10 protein-coding genes and 1 pseudogene are annotated in these 14,925 nt (G+C 60.0%); 6 read left to right on the top strand and 5 right to left on the bottom strand.

Features of this window, described 5'->3' with window-relative positions:
• Positions 1–3 precede the first annotated feature (3 nt).
• Positions 4–1,116, top strand: a complete 1,113-nt coding sequence (locus tag HJD22_RS06280) for an ABC transporter permease (protein WP_248730135.1) — start codon at positions 4–6, stop codon at positions 1,114–1,116.
• Positions 1,106–2,725: pseudogene (locus HJD22_RS06275) on the top strand (ABC transporter ATP-binding protein). The gene HJD22_RS06280 and the pseudogene HJD22_RS06275 overlap by 11 nt, the downstream one beginning before the upstream one ends.
• Before the next feature lie 87 nt (positions 2,726–2,812).
• On the opposite strand, the gene HJD22_RS06270 reads toward HJD22_RS06275, so the two are convergent.
• Positions 2,813–3,514: a pseudouridine synthase gene (locus tag HJD22_RS06270; protein WP_208655979.1), complete on the bottom strand. Its 702-nt coding sequence runs from the start codon at positions 3,512–3,514 to the stop codon at positions 2,813–2,815.
• Positions 3,514–4,326: an amidohydrolase gene (locus tag HJD22_RS06265; protein WP_208655980.1), complete on the bottom strand. Its 813-nt coding sequence runs from the start codon at positions 4,324–4,326 to the stop codon at positions 3,514–3,516. Before HJD22_RS06265 ends, HJD22_RS06270 begins: the two co-directional genes overlap by 1 nt.
• Positions 4,327–4,480: 154 nt before the next feature.
• On the opposite strand from HJD22_RS06265, the gene rarD reads away from it, so the two are divergent.
• Positions 4,481–5,407: an EamA family transporter RarD gene (rarD, locus tag HJD22_RS06260; RefSeq protein WP_208655981.1), complete on the top strand. Its 927-nt coding sequence runs from the start codon at positions 4,481–4,483 to the stop codon at positions 5,405–5,407.
• Here rarD and HJD22_RS06255 read toward each other — a convergent pair.
• The 3 genes from HJD22_RS06255 to HJD22_RS06245 form a co-directional block, all read right to left on the bottom strand.
• Entirely contained in the window at positions 5,404–6,429 is a 1,026-nt protein-coding gene (locus HJD22_RS06255) for a hypothetical protein (RefSeq protein WP_208655983.1), read from the bottom strand. The two genes, rarD and HJD22_RS06255, sit on opposite strands and share 4 nt — an antisense overlap.
• Positions 6,430–6,609: 180 nt before the next feature.
• Entirely contained in the window at positions 6,610–8,103 is a 1,494-nt protein-coding gene (locus HJD22_RS06250) for a CoA-acylating methylmalonate-semialdehyde dehydrogenase (RefSeq protein ID WP_208655985.1), read from the bottom strand.
• A gap of 15 nt (positions 8,104–8,118) precedes the next feature.
• Positions 8,119–9,483, bottom strand: a complete 1,365-nt coding sequence (locus HJD22_RS06245) for an aspartate aminotransferase family protein (protein ID WP_208655986.1) — start codon at positions 9,481–9,483, stop codon at positions 8,119–8,121.
• A 213-nt stretch (positions 9,484–9,696) separates the two neighbouring features.
• Between HJD22_RS06245 and HJD22_RS06240 the strand changes: the two genes are divergently transcribed.
• From HJD22_RS06240 to HJD22_RS06230, 3 genes are all read left to right on the top strand, one after another.
• Entirely contained in the window at positions 9,697–11,409 is a 1,713-nt protein-coding gene (locus tag HJD22_RS06240; RefSeq protein ID WP_208655988.1) for a SulP family inorganic anion transporter, read from the top strand.
• A 264-nt stretch (positions 11,410–11,673) separates the two neighbouring features.
• Complete coding sequence (locus HJD22_RS06235; RefSeq protein ID WP_208655989.1) at positions 11,674–12,834, top strand: TAXI family TRAP transporter solute-binding subunit; 1,161 nt, start codon at positions 11,674–11,676, stop codon at positions 12,832–12,834.
• Positions 12,835–12,884: 50 nt separating this feature from the next.
• Entirely contained in the window at positions 12,885–14,906 is a 2,022-nt protein-coding gene (locus HJD22_RS06230) for a TRAP transporter fused permease subunit (protein ID WP_208655990.1), read from the top strand.
• The last annotated feature ends 19 nt before the right edge of the window (positions 14,907–14,925 follow it).

The following is a 14,925-nucleotide window of genomic DNA, read 5'->3' as shown; positions in this document are numbered from 1 at the left end:
CCGATGCCCTTCTCTTTCGCTCACAAGCTTTCGCCGATTGCACGTCGCCGACTGTCGGTGTTTCAACACAACCGTCGCGCCAGGGTCTCGCTGTGGATCTTCCTGGCGCTCTTTATCCTGAGCCTGTTCGCCGAATTGATCGCCAACGACAAGCCGATCGTCATGAAATATCAGGATCAGTGGTACGTGCCGCTGCTGGTGGACTACCCGGAAACCGAGTTCGGCGGTTTCCTGCCCACCCGCACGGATTATCACGACCCCTTCGTGCGCGAGCAGATCGACGAGCATGGCTGGGCGCTGTGGCCGATCATCCCGTTCTCCTATCAGACCCTGGACATGCAGATGATGCGCCCTTCTCCTGCCCCGCCGGACGCCCGCCATTGGCTGGGCACTGACGACCAGGGTCGCGACGTACTGGCTCGCGTCATCTACGGCTTTCGCCTGTCGGTATTCTTTGCTCTGGCATTGACCGCAGGCTCGCTGGTGCTGGGGGTGTTGTTCGGCGGGATTCAGGGATACTTCGGCGGCAAGACCGACCTGATCGGTCAGCGACTCAGTGAGATCTGGTCGGGCCTGCCGGTGCTATTCCTGCTGATCATCCTGGCTAGCATCGTGCAGCCCAACCTCTGGTGGCTGCTCGGCATCATGCTGCTGTTCTCGTGGCTTGGCCTGGTCGACGTAGTGCGCGCGGAATTTCTGCGCGCCCGAAACCTCGAGTATGTACGTGCAGCCCGGGCGATGGGCCTTCCCTCGAGACTAATCATGTGGCGCCACGTGCTGCCCAATGCCATGGTCGCCACTCTGACCTTCATTCCGTTCCTGTTCACCGGGGCCATCACCACGCTTACCGCGCTCGATTTTCTCGGCTTCGGTCTTCCGCCCGGGTCACCGTCACTTGGCGAGCTGGTGGCCCAGGGCAAGAACAACCTGCACGCTCCCTGGCTTGGCATCACTGCCTTCGTCAGCCTATCGCTGATGCTCTCGCTGCTGGTCTTCATTGGCGAGGGATTGCGCGACGCCTTCGATCCGCGTCATATCCAGACCGCGCCTAGCGAGCCTGCCGTCGCAACTCCGCCCGAGAGCCCGTCACCGAGGACACATACCCATGCCCCGTGATCTGTACTCCCATGAGAGGACGAGCGATGTGCTGTTTCGCCTCGATGACCTGAGCATCGCTTTCGGCAACAGCACCGTCGTCGATGGACTCACCCTCGAGATCAAGCGCGGCGAGACACTGGCGCTGGTCGGCGAGTCCGGCTCCGGCAAGTCGGTCAGCGCCCTTGGTGCCATGAATCTGCTGCCGGCCAATGCTAGGATCGAGGGCGGGCGCTTCCTCGGCAATACCGACCTCGACCGGCTCAAGGAGCGTGACTGGCGCGGCCTGCGTGGTGGCCGGGTAGGGTTCGTGTTCCAGGAACCGATGACCTCGCTCAACCCCTTGCACACCATCGTCAAGCAGATTGGCGAGACATTGAGGTTGCACAAGGGTCTTTCCGGGCGCGCCGCACGGGAGCGTGCGCGAGAGCTGCTCGCAAGCGTCAAGCTACAGCGCCCGGATGAACTGCTTGATGCCTGGCCGCACCAGCTCTCGGGCGGCCAACGTCAGCGGGTAATGATCGCCATGGCGATCGCCAACGAGCCAGAGCTGCTGATCGCCGACGAGCCGACCACGGCGCTAGACGTCACCGTGCAGCAGGAGATACTGGCCCTGCTCGCCGAGCTGCGCGATCGTCATGGCATGGGCATGCTTTTCATCACCCACGACCTCAACCTGGTGCGACGTCATGCCGACCGCGTCTGCGTGCTCTACCGCGGCCGCGAGCTGGAGACCGGCCCCGTCGAGCAGGTATTCAGCGCACCGAGCAGTGCCTATACACGCACGCTGATCGAAGCCGAACCCCAAGGGCGCCCTGCCCAGGTGCTAGATCATCGACCGCTGCTCAAGGCGCGCGAGTTGAGTGTTACGTTTTCGCGCCCCAAGCAGCTCTTCTCCCGGCGCCGTCCCCCGTTCGTGGCGGTACATCCTCTGTCGCTGACGCTTTCACGTGGCGAAACGCTTGGCATCGTGGGAGAGTCGGGGTCCGGCAAGACCACGCTCGCCATGGCGCTACTGCGCCTAACGGCTAGCCTGGGCGAAATAGACCTCGATGGCCAGCGCCTCGATCGCTTGAGCGGTGATGAGCTGCGTCGCCAGCGCAAGCGCTTTTAGGTGGTATTCCAGGATCCCTACGGCTCGCTATCGCCAAGGCTGCCGGTCTCGGAGATCATCAGCGAAGGGCTGCGTTTTCATCAACCGGCGCTCAGCGACGATGAGGTCATGCGGCGCGTACAGGAAACCCTCAGGGAGGTAGGTCTCCCCGCCGACTGCGCGTCGCGCTATCCTCATGAGTTTTCGGGCGGCCAGCGTCAGCGCATTGCCGTGGCCCGGGCCATCATTCTCGAGCCTGAGCTGCTGATACTCGACGAACCGACCTCAGCGCTCGACCGCACCGTGCAGAAGCAACTGGTGGAACTGCTACGCGAGCTACAGCGCAAGCGTGGCCTGAGCTACCTGTTCATCAGTCACGATCTTGCCGTGGTGCGCGTCATGGCGCACCGCATCATGGTATTGAAGGATGGTCTGGTGGTGGAACAGGGCGACTGCGAGCAGGTGCTTGCCGCCCCGCAGACCCCCTATACCCAAGCGCTGGTCAACGCCGCGGGCCTGAAGGCCGCCAGTGGATGACTGGCCGATCTGCAGCCTAACGACAAAGCGGGTCTGCTGGCGTGTCTTCATGCCACTTGTGAGCAAACAGCCAGGATAACGGTATAATCAAAAACTGGCGATCTCTTCCTCGCTCAGCTCCCGCCATTCTCCCGGCGCCAGCGCTGGGTCGAGCACGACCGAGCCGATCGACTCGCGGTGCAATGCCGTGACACGGTTGCCGATCGCCGCGAACATGCGCTTGACCTGATGATACTTGCCTTCGTAGAGCGTCAGGAGCGCCGTGTCGGGCGCCAGCATGGTGAGCTCTGCGGGCCGTGTGGGCTTCTCTTCGTCATCCAGCATGACGCCTTCGCGAAAGGCTTCGATGGCGGCTTGCAGCGCCTCTCCCTGCAGGGGGTCGGCCAAGCTGACGCGATAGACTTTGCCACATTGACGCCTGGGCGAAGTAACCCGGTGGGACCACTGGCCATCGTCGGTCATCAATATTAGCCCGGTGGTGCCCACATCGAGGCGTCCCACACTCTGAAGTCGCTCGCGCTTGGGCAGTTCGATCAACTCGCTCGCCAGCGGGTAGAGCCCCCGCCTGGCGCTGCACTCCACGCCGGCCGGCTTGTGAAGCATGATGTAGCGCAAGCCCACCAGCGAAAGCCGCTCGCCGTTCCAGCGCACGTCGTTTGCCTGATCGACCTGAGTGCCGGGATCCTTGACCACCTCACCGTCGACCGTCACCTCTTCCCGATGCATCGCCTTCTTGGCCAGGCTGCGTGTCAGTTCGGTGGTCTCACCAAGAAATTTATCCAGCCTCATCAGTGCCCTGCCTCGTTGAATAGATGGAAACGGTCGGCATCTTGCCAGGCGGGGAACTTCTCACGAAAGTGTTCGAGCGCCTCGCGCTCAAGGGTTCCCGTGAGCAAGAAGGGTATATCGCGGGGCTCATCGATCTGCGCCTCGCCCTTGAAGTCGACGAGCATCGAGTCACCGGCATAGGAAAGTCCCTTGGCATCCTCGCCGACCCGATTGACACCGATGACATAGCACAGGTTCTCGATGGCACGCGCCTGCAGCAGGGTTCGCCAAGGGTGCCTGCGCGGTGCAGGCCAGTTGGCTACGCATAGCAGGGCGTCATATTCGAAGGGCCGATTCCCCGGCTGCTGGCGGAGCCACACTGGGAAGCGCAGGTCATAGCAGACACTGAGCAACAGTCGGAAGCCTTTGAGCTCCACGATCACGCGCCGCTTTCCCATGCCGTATCGCTCATGCTCGCCCGCCATGCGGAATAGGTGCTGCTTGTCGTAGTACTCAAGCGTGCCATCCGGTCGCGCCCAGATCAGCCGGTTGTAGTATTCGTCCCGATCGGTGATCGCCACGCTGCCGGTCATGACACAGTTACGTCGGCGAGCCTGGTCGCGCAACCATGCCACGCTGCGGCTCGTCTCCATGGGCTCTGCCATTTCGCGCGAGTTCATAGTGAATCCCGTCGAAAACATCTCCGGCAGCACGATCAGGTCGGTCTGCTCTGCTCCGAGCTCCCCAAGAATCTCTTCGAGCATCCAACAATTGGCGTCGGGTTCCTCCCAGCGCAGATCGCACTGCACCAGTGTCGTTCGCAGTGTCGTCACTTCTTATACTCCTAGTTCGAGGGTGGCGCGCACGCCATGCATGCTATAGCGTAACCGAGCGGCGAGGTGCTGACAGCCTGAGTTTGACGCAAACATCGCGGGAGGCATTTCGCATGTCTGTGGTAAATTAGCTTTTTTATGTATGAGCCCTTACATGACGCCGCCTTCTCACACCCCCTCGACGCCAGACAAGGAAGCCACCAAAGGTGTCGCCTTCGGGGTAGGCGCCTATTTTGCCTGGGGCTGCTTTCCTCTCTTCTTCGCGCTCTTCGACGGCGTACCGGCCGGGGAAATCCTCATTCACCGAGTGATCTGGTCGTGCCTCTTTCTGGTCGGATTGATCACTCTGCTGCGTCGCTGGGCACCCGTACGCAATGCCCTGACTCAACCCAGGAAGCTGGGTAGAGTGCTGGCCTGCGCGCTACTGATTGGACTCAATTGGGGTATCTATATCTATGCGGTGGAGACGCGCCAGGTCTTTCAGGCGAGTCTTGGCTACTTCCTCACGCCTCTGATCAATGTCGCGCTGGGCATGATTTTCTTGCGTGAGCGCATGACCGCGCTACAGGGCGTTGCGGTGGGGCTGGCAGCATTCGCCATCGCCATACAATTGACCGTGCTTGGACTGGTGCCATGGATCACGCTCCTGCTGGCCCTCTCGTTTGGTACCTATGGATTACTGCGCAAGCAGATCCCGCTTGATGGTCTCTCCGGCCTGTTCGTCGAAACCCTGCTGCTGCTACCGCTGGGATTGCTGGCGATCACCTGGCTGAGCCTCAGCGGTCAGTCTCACTTCAGCGAATCGCCAACCACAGCGGCACTGCTGATCGCCAGTGGCGTCATCACCGCTTTACCGCTGATGGCATTCGCTGGCGCCGCCCGGCGGCTGCGTCTCTCTACCCTGGGGTTTCTCATGTATCTCAACCCCAGCATACAGTTCTTCATCGCCCTGCTGGTCTTCAAGGAGCCGTTGTCGCCCTTCCAGTTGGCTACCTTTGGGCTGATCTGGATCGGCCTTGCGCTCTACTCCTGGTCGACCTGGCAGTCGCGACCCAGAAGCGACCGGCTGAAGGCTGGCTAGCGGCCCATTTGGACAGACGCCTCATCTACTGCAGCCGCGCCAATTATCCCCTCTCCTGCCAGACATCCCACCACGGCATTGAGGGAGGCCATGTTGGGGATTACTGCCTGCAGTATCGGATCATGCGCGGACTGGAAACTCTGTCGATATAGGCGAATCGAGGGATCTTCGCTGCGATCCTCGAAGTGCACCGAACAGCACCCCATCAAGGTATCGATATCATTGGCTGGAAGTGTCAGAAGGCATTGATGCAGTCCCTCGGCATTGATGCCAAAACAGCGGCCGTTCGCTCTTACCTTCCACAGCGACAATCGTAACCGGCTCACCTGTCGCAGCGCCTCAACGCGCTCATCGGCATGCAACTGGCGATTCGCCAGCAGACCATTGATACGTCTTTCTGTACTTAACAAGTTAATCGTGGGGTAAAGGAAGCCCCTTCGCTGCACCATCCAGTCGAGTGCTTCACCAATCTCGACGCCTCTGTCGCCCTTGACATGCACCTCACGTCGAGAGACGGCGTTGCGCACCGTGGCGACACGCAGCTGGCAGGCCGCAGCAATCTCATGAGCGTCGAGATAGCCAGGGTTATCGAGCTTCAATCCAAACTCTTCGGCAATGGTGCTTGCCACCTCTCCACCCGGCTCTAGTTTCAAGCGTAGCCTTGCCAGCGCCAGCAGATGCGCGAGACGAGCCTGCGCCTCGCGGCAACGCTTGCTCTCGCTGCCATTTGAGTTCGTCACGCTAAGCAAGAACGCCCTCAAGTCGCCTCTCGCACTTCTCACCGCTGGCCACCATACTTGCAAGCTGGCGTCCCCACATGCCAGGGTGCGCCAATGGAAGGCCTGGTCCAACAGTGATTTGAATATGGCATGATCCGGTTGCGTAGGGCTGTAAGCCCTCGACTCTCGCCACATTTTTTCGACATCGTCCCTGAGTCGATCATTCGAAAAAACCTTGTAGGGAGACCGGCCCAGCAGGTCATCCTGTAAGGCGATAGTCGTGGACTCGCTTGCCTTGATCATGGCATCTCCACTGTCTGGGTACTCTTCGACAGCTGCAGGAATTTCGTAAAAAATATTATTACTGTCTATTTACGGCGTCTCCTGGCCAATCTTTAGCGATCATCTGTGTTTTTTATATTGCCAAAATGACGGCGGGGTGCCCGTGGGCACCCCGTTCGACATCGTGATTGAACAGCTGAATCAGCCACCGGAGGGGAAGTTGAATTCCGCATGACTGGTCTCGAAGGGCGCGGGCCAGCGCTGCGAAACCGCCTTGCGGCGGGTATAAAAACGCACCGCATCCGGCCCATAGGCATGCAGATCGCCAAACAGGGAGCGTTTCCAGCCACCGAAGCTGTGGTAGGCCACCGGCACCGGCAGTGGCACATTGATCCCGACCATGCCGACCTCGATATTATCGGCGAAGCGTCTTGCCGCCTCGCCGTCACGCGTGAACAGGCAAGTGCCGTTGCCGTATTCATGAGCGTTGATCAGCTCGATGGCGGCGTCCAGGCTCTCGACTCGCACAACGCACAACACCGGTCCAAAAATCTCCTCACGATAGATGCGCATATCAGTCGTCACCCGATCGAACAGGCAACCGCCGACGAAGAAGCCATCCTCATGTCCCAGCACCTTGAGTCCTCGCCCATCGGCGACCAAGTCCGCACCGGCGCTAACACCCTGCTCGATGTAGCCCAGCACCTTTTCGCGATGCTCGGCACTCACCAGCGGCCCCATATCAAGGCCTTGCTCGGTGCCGGCCCCGACCTTGAGTGCGGCGATCTTGGGCATCAGGCTTTCGATCAACCTATCCGCCGTATCGTCGCCGACACATACCGCCACCGAGATCGCCATGCAGCGCTCGCCGCAACTGCCAAACGCGGCGCCCATCAGCGTGTTGGCGGCATTCTCGAGATCGGCATCCGGCAGGAGCACGGCATGGTTCTTGGCACCGCCAAGCGCCTGGACACGCTTGCCATTGGCCGCCCCCCGCCTGTAAATGGTTTCGGCAATCGGTGTGGAGCCGACGAAGGAGAGCGCCTTGATGTCAGGGGCATTGAGCAGCGCCTCCACCGCCTCTCGCCCGCCATGCACGACATTGATCACGCCCTTGGGCGCACCCGCTTCCTCGAGGAGTTCGGCAATTGCCAAGGCCGAGGTCGGATCCTTTTCGGAGGGCTTGAGGATGAAGGTGTTCCCACAGGCGATGGCCATGGGATACATCCATAACGGTACCATCGCCGGAAAGTTGAAGGGGGTGATGCCCGCCACCACGCCCAGCGGCTGAAAGTTCGACCAGGCATCGATGCCAGGACCGGCGTTATGGGAATACTCCCCCTTGAGAAGCTCCGGCACGCCGCAGGCGTACTCGACGTTCTCGATACCGCGCTTCAACTCGCCCATCGCATCTTCAAGCGTCTTGCCGTGCTCTTCACTGACCAGTCGCACCAGGCGCTCGGCTTGTTCCTCAAGCAGCTGCTTGAAGCGAAACATCACCTGGGCGCGCTTGGCTGGTGGCGTATCGCGCCAGGTAGGGAAAGCCGCCTTGGCGGCCGCAATGGCCTGCTCGACCCTGGGGCTGGTGGCGGCACTCACCTGACGTATGACGCTGCCAGTGGAGGGATTGGTGACATCCAGTGTCTGGCTATCGGTCACTCGCTCGCCACCGATCAGATGGGGCACATGTTCCATGGTGAACTCCTGATATCAATTGAGGTGATCGAGCGTGGTCGCGACCGCATCGAAGAGCCTCTCGAGCTCCTCTTCGGTTGTCGAGAATGGCGGGCCAAACTGCAGAGTGTCGCCACCGTAGCGAACATAGAAGCCCGCTTCCCATAGCGCGACGGCAGCGTCGCGCGGCCGAATGGTGGGATCCCCCTCCCGCGGGGCAATCTGCACGGCACCGGCCAGACCATAATTGCGGATATCGACGACATGCGGGCGCCCTTTCAGTGCATGCAACTTGCACTCGAAGCTCGGCGCAATTGCCGCCACCTGTTCCGGAAACCTTTCTCGCTCGAATAGCTCGAGCGCGGCCAAGCCTGCTGCACACGCTACCGGGTGGGCGCTGTAGGTATAGCCATGGGGAAATTCGATGGCGTGGGCCGCCCCACCGCCATGCATGAAGGTATCGAATATCTCGCCGGAAGCGATGACAGCTCCCATCGGGATGGCGCCGTTGGTCACCTGCTTGGCCACGGTCATGATATCCGGCGTGACGCCGAAAGCTTCGGCGCCCGTCCTGGCGCCGCAGCGTCCGAAGCCGGTGATCACCTCGTCGAAGATCAACAGGATGTCGTGCTGATCACAGATCTGACGCAACCGCTCGAGATACCCCTTGGGTGGCACGATCACCCCGGCGGAGCCGGACATCGGCTCGACGATCACCGCAGCGATATTGGAGGCATCGTGGAGCGCGATCTGGTCGAGCAGAGCGTCGGCAAGCTCGGCACCCGTTTCGGCTTGGCCCTTGGTATAGGCAAGGTGCGGCTGCAGCGTGTGCGGAAGGTGGGAGACGTCCAACAATTGTCCATAGTGCTTACGGTTGCCGCCGATCCCCCCTAGGCTGGTACCGCCAATATTGACGCCATGGTAACCCTTGGCGCGGCCAATCAGCCGCGTCTTCTCGGGCTTGCCCTTGAGCCGCCAGTAGGCCTTGGCCATCTTCACCGAGGTGTCGGCCGCCTCCGAGCCCGAGTTGGTGAAGAATACGTGATCGAGCCCTTGGGGAGTCAGGCGCGCGATGGTTTCGGCGAGCTTGAACGCCAGCGGGTGACCAACCTGAAAGCCAGGCGCAAAATCCAGCGTACCCAGCTGCTTGGCCACCGCCTTCTGGATCTCGTCACGATTGTGACCAGCGCCACAGGTCCATAGGCCCGACAGCGAGTCGAACAGTTTCCTGCCACGCTCATCGATGAAGTAGCGGCCTTCGGCTGCCGTCACCATACGCGGCGTGGCACGGAAATCTCGGTTGGCGGTAAACGGCATCCAGTAGGCCTGGCTGAGCGACGCGGCCTGGTCTCGGTCACTCGTCGTGGTGGTCTGAGGCGAAGGAGAGTTGACACTGAGCATAGGGGGTATCCCGATTGTGGTTATCGAAATGGCACGCCTGAACACATGATAATGAACCTGAGCAATAGGTTTAAAAATCAGGTTTTTTAAACATTCACGTATGGAATTGCTCACTATTAGCTCTCCTCAACGTCAATCCCGCTTCATGAGTGAAATTTACGACGAGTTTCCGGTAGGCTCACGCATTGACCCGCTTGTTGACGAAGGATCGCAATGTTCAAGCGTTACCTGCCCATACTCAGCTGGTTACCCCATTACACCCCCAGACTATTCGGTGCCGACATACTTGCCGGCATCATCGTCACCATCATGGTCATCCCCCAATCGCTGGCCTATGCGATCCTTGCCGGCCTACCTGCTGTGGTAGGGCTCTATGCCAGTATCCTGCCGCAACTGGTCTACTGCCTGTTCGGCACCAGCCGTACCCTGGCAGTGGGTCCGGTCGCAATTCTCGCCTTGATGGCAGGGGCCGCACTCAGCGGTGTCGCCACACCGGGCACGCCGGGCTATCTTGAAGCCGCGCTAGTGCTGTCGCTCATTTCAGGGCTTATGCTCACGCTGATGGGATTGTTGAAGCTGGGATTCTTCGCCAATTTTCTCAGTCACCCGGTCATTTCCGGGTTTCTGACTGCCTCGGGCATCCTGATCGCCGCAAGTCAATTGGGTAGCTTGTTAGGAATTGAAGGCACGGGATTCACGCTGGTCGAGCGGGCGATCAGCATGTTCCCACACCTGGCAGAGATTCATCTTCTGACCTTTCTCATCGGCGCCGGCACCCTGCTGTTTTTGATACTGAGCCGGCGTTTCGGCAAGCGCCTCCTGCAACGCATGGGGGCCAACCCCGGCATAGCCGATCTGCTCGCCAAGTCGAGCCCGGTATTTGCCGTGATTGTCACCACGCTGCTCACCTGGCACTACGACCTGGCCTCACGGGGAGTGGCTGTCGTCGGCGCCATCCCTCAGGGGCTGCCCCCCTTGACCTTCCCCATGGCGGAGTTGTCACTGTGGCATGCGCTGCTGGTCCCGGCCCTGTTGATTAGTATCGTGGGCTTCGTGGAGTCGGTTTCGATGGGGCAGATGCTGGCAGCCAAGCGGCGCCAGCGCATCTCCCCCAACCAGGAGCTGGTCGGGCTTGGCACGGCCAATCTCGCCGCCGGGTTGACCGCCGGCATGCCGGTCACCGGTGGCTTGTCACGCACCGTCATCAACTTCGATGCCGGCGCCCAGACACCCGCCGCCGGCGCTTTCGCCGCGCTGGGCATCGCACTGGTCACGCTCTCGCTGACACCGCTACTATTCCATCTGCCGATCGCCACGCTGGCAGCGACCATCACCGTCGCCAGTTTGACGCTGGTCGATATCGCCATGATCCGTCAAACATGGGGCTATTCGCGCAGCGATTTTGCCGCCATGGCGGTGACCATCGTGTTGACGCTGACCGAAGGGGTCGAAGCCGGCATCATCGCTGGTATGGCACTCTCCATCGGGCTCTTTCTCTATCGCACCAGCCGTCCGCATAGCGCTCTAGTGGGACGCGTCCCAGGCACCGAGCACTTCCGCAACGTCGAACGCCACGATGTGGAAACCATCAGCCATGTCGCACTGTTGCGTATCGACGAGAGCCTCTATTTCGCCAACGCACGCTATCTTGAAGATACCGTCTACGAGCTGGTCGCCACACATCCGGAGCTGGAACATGTAGTGCTGATCTGCTCGGCGGTAAATCTGGTCGATGCCTCGGCGCTCGAGAGCCTGGACGCCATCAACTCCCGCCTCAAGGACTCCAATGTCGTGCTTCATCTCAGCGAAGTCAAAGGGCCAGTCATGGATCAGCTCAACAACAGCGATCTGCTAGACGGGCTCTCCGGCCGCGTCTTCCTGAGCACCTATTCCGCATGGAGCGAGCTTCGGCAGTGGCGTAAGTGAATCTCTAGGCCGTCTCCTATTTCTTATTAGACATTCGTCTCGTCCCGCCAGGATCTGTCATCGCTCATCGCAGAACCTTCCTGAATTCTCCATATATATCAATTAACTAAACAGTTTCAGCTCACGCTTCTCTCGCCCCCTGCCTGGCAGATCCTCAATTGACACCTATCCAGCGCGTTCCTTACTATCGATGTACTTTCGAAACACAATACCGCATAGCAAAACAAGATCAATAATTACGCTTACCGCTCAAGGAGCATTCGTATGCGCCAGATGACTCGTCGACTCGCCATTGTCACCCTCCCGCTTGGACTACTCGCAAGCGCCACCAGCCAGGCCAATGAGATCGAACTTCCACGCACCATGGCGTGGACCGCTTATGGCACTAATTCCAGTGGTTATGCCCAGGCCGTGGCGATTGGCAACATGCTTCAATCCAAGCACGGCTCATCGGTACGTATCTTGCCAGGAGACAACGATGTGTCTCGTATGACGCCACTCAAGCAGGGGCGTGTCGATCTTTGTGCCTGTGGCATCGCGAGTTATTACGGCGCCGAAGGTGTCATGATGTTTGCCGATCGCGACTGGGGTCCCCAGCCCTTGCGGGTCATTACTACCTCCACCGCCTCTTTCGGCCTGTCGCTGGCGGTTGCCGGCGATCTCGATGTGGAGACTCCCGCTGATCTTGCTGGTAAGCGCATCGCCTATATCCGCGGTGATGATGCACTCAACAAGGGTACCGAGGCATACCTGGCCTTTGGCGGCTTGACCTGGGACGGTGTCGAGCGCGTCGACTACCCCGGTTACGCTCGCTCATTCGACGGCATCATCGCCGGCGATGTCGATGCCTCCTTCACCACCACCGTCACGCCTCCAGCTCAACAGTTGGCCAGCAGCCCACGCGGCATTAGCTGGCCGAGGCTCGATCCGGACGACTCGGCCGGCTGGGAACGCATGATGAGCGTTGCCCCCTATTTCCGTCCACATGAAGTCACTGCTGGTGCAGGAGGCGTCAGCGCGGACAACCCCGTGCCCAGCGCCAGTTATCCATATCCCATCGTCGTCGCCAACCAGGATCTCGATGACAAGGTCGCCTACGGATTGATCAGGGCTCTTCAGGAGAATTACGAAGATTATAAGGACAATGCTCCCGGTGCCGTGGGCTATGCGCTGGAGTATCAGGACCTTCAGTGGGTCGTGCCTTTCCATGATGCAGTGGTGGAGTATTACAAGGAAATTGACGTCTGGACTGACGAGATGCAGGCACACCAGAAGCACTTGGTCGAACGTCAGCAAGTGCTGCTCGATGCCTGGAACGCCTTCATCGACACGGCTCCCGATGACGAAGAGACGTTCCACGATAGCTGGATGCAAGCGCGTGCCGATGCATTGGCCGAAGCCGGCTTCGACCCGATATTCGAGTGATGCCATACAGGGCGGTGCATACCGCCCTTCCCTGAATCACGGACGCCCTTATGACTTCTGTCACTCCTTCCGTCAGCTCGCAACAGGTCAAGGAAAAGATCAGCCAGGTCCGCACGCTGCCCAAGGCGCTGCAATGGATACCGGGTGCGGTGACTGTTGCACTGATGCTGATGACGCTGGACTATCTCTTCAATATCGGCTGGCTGCGCTTCGTCACCGGCCTGGAAACGCAGTTCTACTATGCAGTGGTGGCGTTATTGCTGCCGCTGGTATATCTCCTCTGGCCGATACGCTCGGCAGTCCAAGATCGACCAGTGCCGTGGTATGACTATCTATTGAGTGCAGCCACGCTGATCGTTGGGGGCTATTTCGTCTATAACGCCGACTCGATACTAGAGAGAGGCTGGGCGTTCGCCGCGCCCGATACCGCGATCATGGCCAGCTACGCCTACTGGCTGCTTATCATCGAAGCGGCTCGACGTGCAGGGGGATGGCCCATTGCAGTGATTGCCGCCACGTTTTCCCTTTATCCACTGGTCGCCGATATCGTTCCCGGTCCCATTCAGGCATTCCCCTCTTCGCTCGAAGAAACCGCCATGTATCACACCATGAGCACCGAAAGCATCATGGGGGTGCCTCTGCAAGCCTTTGCCGGTCTGGTGATTGGTTTTCTGGTGTTCGGGGTCGTACTGCAGAAGAGCGGCGGCGGTAAATTCTTCATCAATCTGGCCTTCGCCCTGCTCGGTCATGTGCGCGGCGGCCCGGCCAAGGTATCGATCTTTTCCAGCGGCCTGATGGGCTCGATGAGCGGCAGTGTGATCAGTAATGTGCTGACCACCGGGGTACTCTCAATCCCCGCCATGCGGCGTATCGGCATGGGCCGCTCCTTTGCCGGTGGCGTAGAGGCGTGTGCCTCGACCGGCGGGGTATTGATGCCCCCGGTAATGGGCGCCACCGCCTTCGTCATGGCGATGTTCCTCGACGTGCCCTACTCGGCAGTGGCACTGGCCGCAGTGATCCCCTCGATCCTCTACTTCCTGGGCTTGTTCATCCAGATCGATGCCTACGCTGCGCGTCATGGCATCAAGGGATTGCCCAGCATTGAGCTGCCCTCGCTGTGGGCGACCCTCAAGGAGGGGTGGTACTTCATCTTCGTCTTCGCGCTTCTAGTATGGATGTTGCTGGTCATGCAGCGTGAAGCCGTCGCCCCCTTCTATGCCACTGCCCTGCTACTGGTGCTCAATCAGCTCTCGAAACACAACCGTTGGGGCTGGAAAGACGTTGGTGACACCCTCTCTTCGGCAGCCAAGCTGTTCGCTGAATTGATCGCCATTCTTGCTGGTGTCGGCATGCTGGTCGGCGCCCTGTCGATGACAGGGCTTTCCGGAACCATTGCCAACGACTTCATCAATATCGCTGGTGGCAGTGTGCCCTTGCTACTGCTGATGGGCGCCTTGACCAGTTTCGTGCTGGGTATAGGCATGACCGTGACGGCCGCTTATATCTTCCTGGCGGTTGCGCTGGCTCCTGCCCTGATCCAGGGCGGCGGTCTCGACCCCATGGCCGTACACATGTTCATCCTTTATTGGGGCATGCTGAGTTTCATCACACCTCCCGTTGCACTGGGTGCTTTCGCCGCCGCCACGGTGGCTGGTGCGCGGCCCATGGCCACCGGCCTGCAGGCCATGCGTCTAGGCAGCGTGATCTACTTCATTCCCTTTCTGTTCGTCCTCAATCCGGCCTTGATCATGCAGGGCGAACCCTTGCAAATCATTCTGGTATTCCTACAGGCAGTGGTAGGCATCGTGCTATTCGCCTCGGCCATGCAGGGCTATTTGATAGGAGTCGGCCGCTTGGGGTCCGGTACTCTACAGGAGATCGTTTCACGCGGGCTGGTACTGTTCGCGGGCCTGACCCTGGCACTACCTGGCGGGGGCATGATGCCGCTCAGCCAGCTCGAATTGCTGGGCATCTCACTCGGTGCGTTGCTTCCGGCCATCGTGATTGCCCGACTGGGCCGTCACCCCTCGGCTCAGCATTCGGCACAACTTCCATCGGCTCGCGACTCATGAGGCTGCATATGCTGACATG

It is taken from the genome of Halomonas sp. TA22, from assembly GCF_013009075.1.
Lineage (GTDB): Bacteria > Pseudomonadota > Gammaproteobacteria > Pseudomonadales > Halomonadaceae > TA22.
This window is presented reverse-complemented; position numbering and strand designations above follow the sequence as displayed.